Annotated in this window: 11 protein-coding genes, 1 tRNA gene and 1 riboswitch; of the genes, 10 read left to right on the forward strand and 2 right to left on the reverse strand. The window is 54.3% G+C overall.

Annotation, left to right across the window (positions count from 1 at the left end; genetic code table 11):
* A tRNA-Asn gene (locus AC1BI1_RS14925) sits at positions 1-75 on the forward strand.
* Positions 76-129: 54 nt separating this feature from the next.
* On the opposite strand, the gene AC1BI1_RS14930 is transcribed toward AC1BI1_RS14925, so the two are convergent.
* Both AC1BI1_RS14930 and AC1BI1_RS14935 read right to left on the reverse strand, forming a co-directional pair.
* Complete coding sequence (locus AC1BI1_RS14930; protein ID WP_476718101.1) at positions 130-759, reverse strand: CheB methylesterase domain-containing protein; 630 nt, start codon at positions 757-759, stop codon at positions 130-132.
* 37 nt (positions 760-796) lie between these two features.
* Positions 797-1,351, reverse strand: coding sequence for a cysteine hydrolase family protein (locus AC1BI1_RS14935; protein ID WP_476718102.1), 555 nt, complete (start codon positions 1,349-1,351; stop codon positions 797-799).
* A 249-nt stretch (positions 1,352-1,600) separates the two neighbouring features.
* Between AC1BI1_RS14935 and AC1BI1_RS14940 the strand changes: the two genes are divergently transcribed.
* From AC1BI1_RS14940 to AC1BI1_RS14980, 9 genes are all read left to right on the forward strand, one after another.
* Complete coding sequence (locus AC1BI1_RS14940) at positions 1,601-2,293, forward strand: class I SAM-dependent methyltransferase (protein WP_476718103.1); 693 nt, start codon at positions 1,601-1,603, stop codon at positions 2,291-2,293.
* Positions 2,294-2,323: 30 nt separating this feature from the next.
* Positions 2,324-2,566 carry a YkoF family thiamine/hydroxymethylpyrimidine-binding protein gene (locus AC1BI1_RS14945; protein ID WP_476718104.1) on the forward strand — a complete coding sequence of 81 codons (243 nt, stop codon included), beginning with the start codon at positions 2,324-2,326 and terminating at the stop codon, positions 2,564-2,566.
* A 67-nt stretch (positions 2,567-2,633) separates the two neighbouring features.
* Positions 2,634-2,778, forward strand: a riboswitch (molybdenum cofactor riboswitch).
* Between the two features lie 52 nt (positions 2,779-2,830).
* Complete coding sequence (locus AC1BI1_RS14950; RefSeq protein ID WP_476718105.1) at positions 2,831-3,013, forward strand: hypothetical protein; 183 nt, start codon at positions 2,831-2,833, stop codon at positions 3,011-3,013.
* Positions 3,014-3,031: 18 nt separating this feature from the next.
* Positions 3,032-4,264: a molybdopterin molybdotransferase MoeA gene (locus AC1BI1_RS14955; RefSeq protein WP_476718106.1), complete on the forward strand. Its 1,233-nt coding sequence runs from the start codon at positions 3,032-3,034 to the stop codon at positions 4,262-4,264.
* Between the two features lie 37 nt (positions 4,265-4,301).
* Complete coding sequence (locus tag AC1BI1_RS14960) at positions 4,302-6,230, forward strand: molybdopterin biosynthesis protein (RefSeq protein ID WP_476718107.1); 1,929 nt, start codon at positions 4,302-4,304, stop codon at positions 6,228-6,230.
* A gap of 29 nt (positions 6,231-6,259) precedes the next feature.
* On the forward strand, positions 6,260-7,231 hold the full coding sequence (moaA, locus tag AC1BI1_RS14965) for a GTP 3',8-cyclase MoaA (RefSeq protein ID WP_476718108.1): 972 nt from the start codon (positions 6,260-6,262) through the stop codon (positions 7,229-7,231).
* A gap of 7 nt (positions 7,232-7,238) precedes the next feature.
* The gene (moaC, locus tag AC1BI1_RS14970) at positions 7,239-7,739 is read left to right on the forward strand and encodes a cyclic pyranopterin monophosphate synthase MoaC (protein ID WP_476718109.1); all 501 of its coding nucleotides are present in this window, start codon (positions 7,239-7,241) and stop codon (positions 7,737-7,739) included.
* Positions 7,727-8,164: an MOSC domain-containing protein gene (locus tag AC1BI1_RS14975; RefSeq protein ID WP_476718110.1), complete on the forward strand. Its 438-nt coding sequence runs from the start codon at positions 7,727-7,729 to the stop codon at positions 8,162-8,164. Before moaC ends, AC1BI1_RS14975 begins: the two co-directional genes overlap by 13 nt.
* On the forward strand, positions 8,161-8,655 hold the full coding sequence (locus AC1BI1_RS14980; protein WP_476718111.1) for a MogA/MoaB family molybdenum cofactor biosynthesis protein: 495 nt from the start codon (positions 8,161-8,163) through the stop codon (positions 8,653-8,655). Before AC1BI1_RS14975 ends, AC1BI1_RS14980 begins: the two co-directional genes overlap by 4 nt.
* Positions 8,656-8,832: the final 177 nt, after the last annotated feature.

Genomic DNA, 8,832 nt, shown 5'->3' on the forward strand with positions numbered 1-8,832 from the left:
TCCTCGGTAGCTCAATGGTAGAGCGCTCGGCTGTTAACCGAGTGGTTGCAGGTTCGAGTCCTGCCCGGGGAGCCAAAGGCAGATACCTCAACAGGGCGGGACCTTGTTGAGGTTTTTTATATATTGACTTCACTGTTTAGCCAGCCGCGCTAGGAGCGCTTTAGCTATATCATGGCGGGGCAAGAGTTCATCAACTCCTCCGGCCTCGTAGGCCGCCCGGGGCATGCCCCACACCACTGCTGTTTCCCGGGACTCCGCGATGGTGTATCCTCCTCGCCGCTTGAGCTCGACCATACCCTGAGCCCCATCGTTGCCCATGCCTGTAAGGAGGACGCCGATTATCTTGTTAGGAGGAAAGATTCGCATGGCGTTTGCGAACAGCACGTCCACCGAAGGGCGAAAATAGGTATTGGCCGGCTCCAGAGTCAAACGGCAGGTAAGGCCGGTAGGAGCCATGGCAAAATCTATATGATACCCGCCCCGAGCTACGATAGCCTTCCCATCTTCTATGGCCGTACCTTCAGATGCTTCCTCGACTTTTATCTTGCAGATTTCATCCAGACGTTTGGCCAAACTTGCAGTAAAAGTGGGGGGCATATGCTGGACAATTACTATGCCAGCCGGGATGCTCTCAGGTAGCTCGGCCAGTATTTCAGCCAAAGTGTGCGGTCCTCCAGTGGAAGTTCCGATGAGAATCAGGTTTTGCAGTCCCGGGTTTTTAGGCCATGGCTTAGTTGGAAGGGGAGCTTTTTCTACCATCACGAGCCGCACCTATAACCTCAATATCGCTCGCTGATTAGATCACTTTAATACCCAGGACGCTTCGCATCTGTTCCAGGGCAAACTTATGGGCTTCCGGATCGAAGCTGGCCATACCTTTAGCGTAGGCTACCACAGGGATATTTCGATTGGCCAGCTCTTCAGCGGTAAAGAAGCAGCAGATATTAGTACACACACCGACGAGTTCTACTTCAGTTACCTTATCTTTATTACTTCCCGGCGTTAGCCCCAGCCAGTCGTCCAGATCAGTGCCAAAGAAAGCGCTGTAGCGGCTTTTCTTAAGGAAGTGAACCTGCCCTGTTCCTTCGTAAGGGGAGATTATTTCTTTAAGTTCAGGTATAAGGTCATGTCCCGGAGTACCTTCTAAGCAGTGGGGAGGGAATTTTTGAAACTCGGCATCTCCAAGGGCATGGGTGTCAAGGGTGAAGAGAACCTCCTCGCCTCGGGCCAGGGCTTCCCTGATTTTATCAGCAATAAAAGGTATTACTTCGCGCGCGGCAGGAAAACTTAAAGCGCCTCCTTCGGCTACGAAATCATTCTGCATATCGATGATAAACAAAACCCTGCGCATAGCTGCTGTCTCCTCCTTGCACGAGTTTAAGTTTAGTCATAAGGACCTATAAGCCACTCCTAGCACCTGTTTTTGAATTTTCCATTCCTAGGTATTATTATATCATGCATTGGCTGTTGCTGAGCATACAGCAAGGCAAGTCAGTTTGAGGGCCTCCGAGTGAGCCTTCTCAATGGTAAGAATGTATACCAAGTGTTGTATTTTACCAGGCAGTTATGCTATGATGGCTAATGGATGGGGGGAGGTAAAGTGGCAGAGCTGTTTGACAAAAAATCCGAGGATTATGATGCTTGGTACGAGACGCCTAAGGGCAAGCTGGTAGACCAGATTGAAAAGGAAGCTATTTATGAATATTTAAAACCCGAACCTGGCATGGAAATCCTGGACATAGGTTGCGGTACGGGCAATTTCTCCCTGGAGCTGGCCCGAATAGGAGTTAAAGTGACGGGCATTGATATATCGGAAGCCATGCTGGCTAAAGCGCGGGAGAAGGCGGCGCGGGAGGGCCTGGCCATCGAATTCTTGCGTGCTGATGCTCGCAAACTTCCGTTTAAAGATGATAGTTTTGACGCAGTAGTATCGGTTACTGCCCTGGAATTCGTCCCAGATCTGAGGGAGGCCCTACAGGAAGCTTATCGGGTACTTAAAACCGGTGGACGGCTGGTGGTGGGTTTAATAGGGGGCAACAGTGCCTGGAGCCGCTATTATGAAGCCAGGGCAGCCAGCGATCCGGATAGCCTCTTTCGGTGGGCTCGCTTTCCTACCTTGGAGGAGCTGCTGGCCGCCATGCCGGGAAGCGAGGTTAAGGGCAAAGCAGTTCTTTTTGTACCGCCGAATTTTGATTTCACCAAGGTAGAGGAAGCCCTGACGCTGGAGGCCAAGGCCCAGCAAGAGGGAAGAACGGATGGCGGCTTTGTTTGCGCAGTGTCTTATAAAAAATAAAGATTAAGACAAGGTAGAGGGGTGGGGGAGATGCTCGCCTGTCAGGTGTCCCTTTATCCTTTGGGTACTTCTGATTACTCAGAGATTATTAAAGAGGCTTTGGCTGCCGTGCCGACGGATAGAGTGCAGTTAGAGGTAAACTCCATGAGCACCATTATTCGCGGTGAGGAGGAAGAGGTATGGCGTGCAGCACGCTCTCTCTTTGAGGCTGGTTCCAGGGCGGGAGAAGTGGTTATGGTAATGACTATTTCCAACAGATGCGGCTGTCGCTAAGAAAAGTACATTGCGATAGAATTTTCTTTTGAGTTTTACTATGAATTATGCTAAAATAAGCTTAACGAAATATAGGGGACTCCGAGCCAGTGGGCCTAAGGCCGACTGCGGCTATGGCTACTGGCCTCCTGCCCGTTAAGCGGGCGGTGACGGGGTGGGCCGGGAAACGGGCCTGCCTCCCGGATTGGGAAAGGAGCTTTTGCGAAGGCAGGGCACCCATCCGGGTGCCTTTTGTGTTATTTGCCAGGGTGAAGGGGGACACTTATGACCAGAGAAGATGTTCTAAAGGCTGTGGAGGAAGCTGCGGCCAGCCATAAAGGTAAATTGCCTTGCGCCGTGGCCCAAGATCTGGCCAGAAAACTTGGTGTACCCATGCTTACCATTGGAGAAGCGGCTAACGAGCTTAAAATAAAAATTACCCAGTGCCAGTTAGGCTGTTTTAAGTAGACTTTGAGGAGAAGTCTTATGGAGTTTTTCCAGGTATTAACATTAACTGAAGCTAGAAAGGCTCTGGCGGAACACTGGCCCCGCATAAAACGGAAACCCATAATACGGGACTTGACCCAGGCCTTGGGTTTAGAACTGACCCAAGATGTAGTGGCCGGGGAAAATATACCTGGTTTTGCGCGCGCGACGGTGGACGGTTTTGCGGTGCGCTCCCGCGATACTTTTGGCGCGAGTGAGGGAAGTCCCTTCCCTTTGCGGCTTAAGGGAGAGGTGCTGATGGGACGCCCGGCTGAAATAACCGTGGGGCCGGGGGAAGCAGTGGCTGTCAGCACCGGCGGTATGATGCCCGGTGGGGCCGATGCAGTAGTAATGTTGGAGCATACGGAAAGCCTGCCGAGCGGGTGGATAAACATTTTAAGGCCGGTAGCTCCGGGAGAAAATGTCATGCGGGAAGGTGAAGACGTTAAAAAGGGCCAGACAGTGCTAGAGGCAGGCCGACGGCTTAGGCCCCAGGATATAGGAGTTCTGGCCGCCCTGGGGTACCGAAAAGTAGTCGTATGGGAGCCCTGGCGGGTGGGTATTTTGGCCACGGGTGATGAAATTGTGCCTCCGGAAGCTAAGCTCGGCCCCGGCCAGGTACGGGATATCAATTCTTACACTTTGTATGCTTTGGTGCAGTCCTGTGGAGGGGAAGCTAAGCTGTACGGCATTGTGCCCGACGACTTGGATTTGCTTCGCGAACGGGTATCCCGGGCCCTGGCTGAAAATCATGTGGTATTGCTATCAGGAGGTAGCTCGGTCGGTACACGGGACTTGACCCTACGCCTGCTAGCCGAATGGGATGAAGAAGGTATCCTTTTTCACGGGGTATCCATACGCCCTGGAAAACCTACCCTGGCCGCAGTTGTTGGCGACAAAATGGTCTTCGGGCTGCCCGGCCATCCCGTTTCGGCCATGGTTTCCTTCGATCTTTTTGTGCGCCCCCTGCTCAGTTACGGTTATTTTAAATCTCCGGAGGAAGAACCGGTAGTAGAAGCTATTTTGAGCCGGCATCTCTCGTCCGATGCTGGGCGCGAGGATTATGTACGGGTGCGTTTGGTGGCAGGAGAGGAAGGATTGTTAGCAGTACCCATACCGGGCAAGTCGGGCTTAATTTCTACTATGGTAAAGGCTGATGGGCTGGTGATTATCCCTTTGAACAAGGCGGGACTCGAGGCGGGCAGTCGGGTCAAGGTACGCCTTTTTGCTTGAGACGGCTTTTTTAGCAAGGAAAGTAGGGGGGTAAAATTTGCAGCGGGAAAAAATCTTTGTGGATAACCGGCCCTGGCAAGAAGCCCTGGAAGAATATTTGAAGGCTTTGCGCAGTCTGGGAACATTAAGGGCTGCTCCGGGGGAAAGAGTGCCTACACGTTTAGCCTTGGGACGGGTTACAGCTGAGGCTGTGTACGCTGTTATTTCCTCACCCCATTATACCGGAGCGGCTATGGATGGCATTGCTGTCCGGGCGGAGAATACCTTTGGTGCTTCTGAAAGTGCCCCCCGGAAACTTCGCCTGGGTCAGGAAGCCGTGGTAGTGGATACCGGTGACCCGCTGCCGGAAAGATTCAATGCCGTTATTATGATTGAGGAAGTAAATTTTCCGGAAGAGGGTATGGTGGAAATCCAATCTCCGGCTGTCCCCTGGCAGCATGTGCGCCTCCCCGGGGAAGATATTACGGCCGGAGAAATGCTATTGCCAGTTAATCATGTCTTGCGGCCCTTTGACCTGGGAATTCTACTGGCCGCAGGTATTACGGAAGTTCTGGTGCGCTCCCGGCCGCGGGTGGCCATTTTGCCGACTGGCAGCGAGCTGGTACCGCCCAATTCCCACCCCCTCCCGGGGCAAATTCTGGAGTCCAACAGCGCTATGCTGGCCGGCCTGGTGCAGGAGTGGGGCGGGGAGCCCCAGGTCTTCCCTATAACCCCCGACGACTATGCTCTGCTAAAGGAGCGGCTTCTGGAAGCCCTCTCTAAGGCCGATATAGTTCTCATCAATGCCGGCTCTTCGGCCGGGCGAGAAGATTATACGGCGCGCCTAGTGGCGGAGCTGGGACAGGTTTTGACCCACGGCGTGGCTACCAGGCCCGGAAAACCCGTTATCCTGGGGATAGTGCAAGATAAACCGGTGATCGGGGTGCCGGGCTATCCTGTTTCGGCCGCCTTGTGCGCCGAGCTTTTTGTCCGGCCTCTAGTATATGAAAAGCAAGGACTTCCGGTCCCAGAGCGCCCGTCGGTTAAAGCTGTGTTGGCCCGTAAAATACCTTCCGCTTTGGGTAGGGAAGAATTTGTGCGGCTACGGCTCGTCCGGGTAGGGGACAGGCTGATGGCTACACCGCTTGGCCGGGGTGCCGGGGCCCTTACTACCCTGGCCCGGGCAGATGGTATTTTGCGTGTCCCTCGCCTGTCTGAAGGTTTTGCTGCCGGTACGGAAGTGGAAGTTGCTTTGCTCAAAGCTTTAGGGGATATTGAGAATACCGCCGTGATAAGCGGCAGCCATGATCCCCTTCTGGACATGCTCGGCAATATTCTACGGCAGCTTCATCCCGGCAGTACTCTGGCCATCTCGCCAGCAGGAAGCCTGGGGGGATTGCTCGCCTTACAGCGGGGAGAAGCCCATGGTGCCAGCTTGGACCTGTGGGATGCCTCAACAGGTAGCTTTAATGTACCTTATGTGGAGAAATACTTGGTAGGCCGGCCAGCCGTACTGGTCAACCTGGCTTACCGGCAGATAGGAATCATAATAGCTCGTGGTAACCCCAAAAAAGTTGAGGGTTTAAAAGATTTGAAACGCCCGGAGATCACCTTTGTCAACCGCCAGGTGGGTTCCGGCACGCGCCTTTTTTTGGATCATCATTTACAGGCTTTAGGAATTAAAGGGGAGGACATTCAGGGATATGAGCGCGAGGAAGCTAGCCATCTGGCCGTAGCTGCAGCCGTGGCCAGTGGTGTGGCGGATGTGGGCCTGGGCACTTGTTCCGTTGCCCGGGCTTACGGCCTGGATTTCATCCCTCTGGCAACCCAGCGATTGGACCTTTGCTTCTTGCGCGAGCAGTGGGAGAGTGACCTGATCCAGGAGTTAGTTAGTGCCATGCACTCGGAGAGATTTTTAGCCGAAGCCCTTAACCTGGAAGGATATGACCTAAGGAGTTGCGGAGAAGTGATATGGCGGAATTTCTAATTCTTAAGTTTTTTAAGGAGTGAGGGCCGGTGGAAGATGCCTTTGGCCGCCACATAAACTATATGCGCGTATCTATTACCGACCGTTGCAACCTGCGCTGCCGTTACTGCATGCCAGCTACAGGGGTATCCCTTAAGAGCCACGAGGAGATCTTACGCCTGGAGGAAATTGTCACCCTGGTACAGGCCGCCACTCAAGTCGGCATCAGGCGGGTGCGGCTTACCGGAGGCGAACCTCTGGTGCGGAAAAATGTAGTCACTCTGGTGCGCGAACTGGCTAAACTGCCGGCCCTGGAAGAGATATCCCTCACCACCAACGGCCTCTTGTTAAACTTCCTGGCCTTACCCTTAAAGGAGGCCGGTCTTACAAGGGTAAACATCAGCCTGGATAGCCTGCGGGCTGAGCGTTACCGCTATATCACCCGCGGCGGGAACATAAAGAATGTATGGCTGGGTATCCGGGCAGCCCTGGCAGCCGGACTTACGCCAGTGAAATTAAATGTAGTCGTGGTGCGCGGATTTAATGACGACGAAATTTTGGATTTCGCTCACCTGGCCCGCCAAGAACCCCTCCATATACGCTTTATCGAGCTTATGCCCATCGGTACGGCAGCCAACAGAGGAGTTAACTATGTCCCGGTGGCGGAGATACGCCAGAAGATAGCCCAGCATTTTAGCTTGCAGCCCCTGGAGGAGTTGCGCGGCAACGGGCCGGCCCAGAACTTCCGGGTAGATGAAGGTGTGGGGAGCGTAGGGTTTATCGGGGCCTTGAGCGAACATTTTTGCCACCGTTGCAACCGGTTAAGGCTCACAGCTGATGGCAAACTCCGGCCCTGCTTGCACTGGGGAGAAGAGATTGACGTAAAAACTCCTCTGCGATCGGGGGCTTCCCCAGAGGAATTGGCACAGCTATTCCGCCAGGCTGTGGCCGCCAAGCCTAAAAGGCACCACCTGGAAGAGGGATGGCAGCAGGCGCGGGTTATGTCCCAGCTAGGGGGGTGAACCAACTGTGCAGGAAAATCCTTTAACCCACCTGGATGCTAAAGGTCAGGCGCGCATGGTGGATGTGGGTGCCAAAGGGATAACCGAGCGCGAGGCTATTGCCCGCGGGCGAGTAATCATGAGTCCGGCTACCTTAAACCTTATCTTGGAAGGCAAAGTCCCCAAGGGCGATGTCCTAGCCGTAGCGCGGGTAGCCGGAATAATGGCCGCCAAAAAGACGGGGGAGCTTATACCTTTATGCCATCCTTTAAATCTCACTAGCGCTTCTGTGGAATTCCGGCCGCAAGGCGGGGGTATCCTGGAGATCGAAGCCCGGGTGAAAACCGTGGGCCAGACGGGGGTAGAAATGGAGGCCTTAACAGCAGTTAGTGTAGCGGCGTTGACCATTTATGATATGTGCAAAGCGGTGGAGCGGGGCATGGTCGTTACCGACATACGCCTGGTGGAGAAAAGCGGGGGCCGGAGCGGCACCTGGCAGCGGGAGGGGGAAAAACCTTGGGACGCATAGTAGCGGTTTGTATAAGCCAGCAAAAGGGTGAGCGGAAGAAGAATGTGGGGTGCGGGAATTTAGTGCCCAATTATGGGCTGGAAGGCGATGCCCATGCCGGGCCTTGGCACCGGCAGGTAAGTCTCTTGGCCCTGGAGAGCATTCAAAAAATGCAGGCCAAAGGTTTGCCGGTGGGGCCGGGAGACTTTGCCGAAAATTTGACTACCGAGGGCTTGGATTTGACCATCCTAACGCCGGGCACTAAATTAAAAATTGGCCCCGAAGCAATAGTGGAAGTAACCCAGATAGGGAAGGTGTGCCATGAGCGCTGCGCCATTTATTACCAGGCTGGCGATTGCGTCATGCCGCGGGAGGGTATTTTTGCAGCGGTGCTTAAAGGTGGATCGGTAAAGGTGGGCGACAGCATAGAGGTGGTAGCAGGATGATCCGGGTGGCCATTTTGACGGCTAGCGATAAAGGTTCGCGGGGTGAGCGAGAAGATTTGAGCGCTAGCGTTATTCGTGAACTGGTGGCGCGCATTGAAGGAGAAGTAGTGGCCTATGCTGTGGTTCCCGATGACCGGGAGATTTTAGCGCAAAAGCTTCGGGAATTTTGCGATGAAGTAGGGGCCGACCTGGTGCTAACTACGGGCGGGACGGGCTTTGGCCCGCGCGATGTGACTCCGGAGGCCACCCGTGAGGTGATTGAGCGGGAAGTGCCCGGTTTGCCCGAGGCCATGCGGGCAGCCGGTTTAAAGGCTACGCCCCGGGCTATGCTATCCCGCGCCATTGCTGGTATCCGGGGGAAAAGCCTTATCATAAATCTTCCCGGCAGCCCTAAAGGTGTGAGGGAAAACCTAGAGACCATTTTGCCGGCCTTGCCCCATGGCCTGGCCATTTTAAGGGGTGAGGCTTCCGAATGTGCCCGTGAAGGGTAAGCATGTATAATTTTTCCTCACAAAGGAAAAAGATAAGGAAAATGGCGAAAAGAGCTTCTTCCTTCCCCGGAAGGCGGGCGTATCCCCACTTTTGATCCGAGGCCTGCTTGGCTTCCGCTCGCTCCGGAAACCCTCGCGGGCCAAACTAGCGCTTGGCTCAAGGCTCCGGCAGGCTTC

This window comes from Thermanaeromonas sp. DSM 22490, from assembly GCF_056378755.1.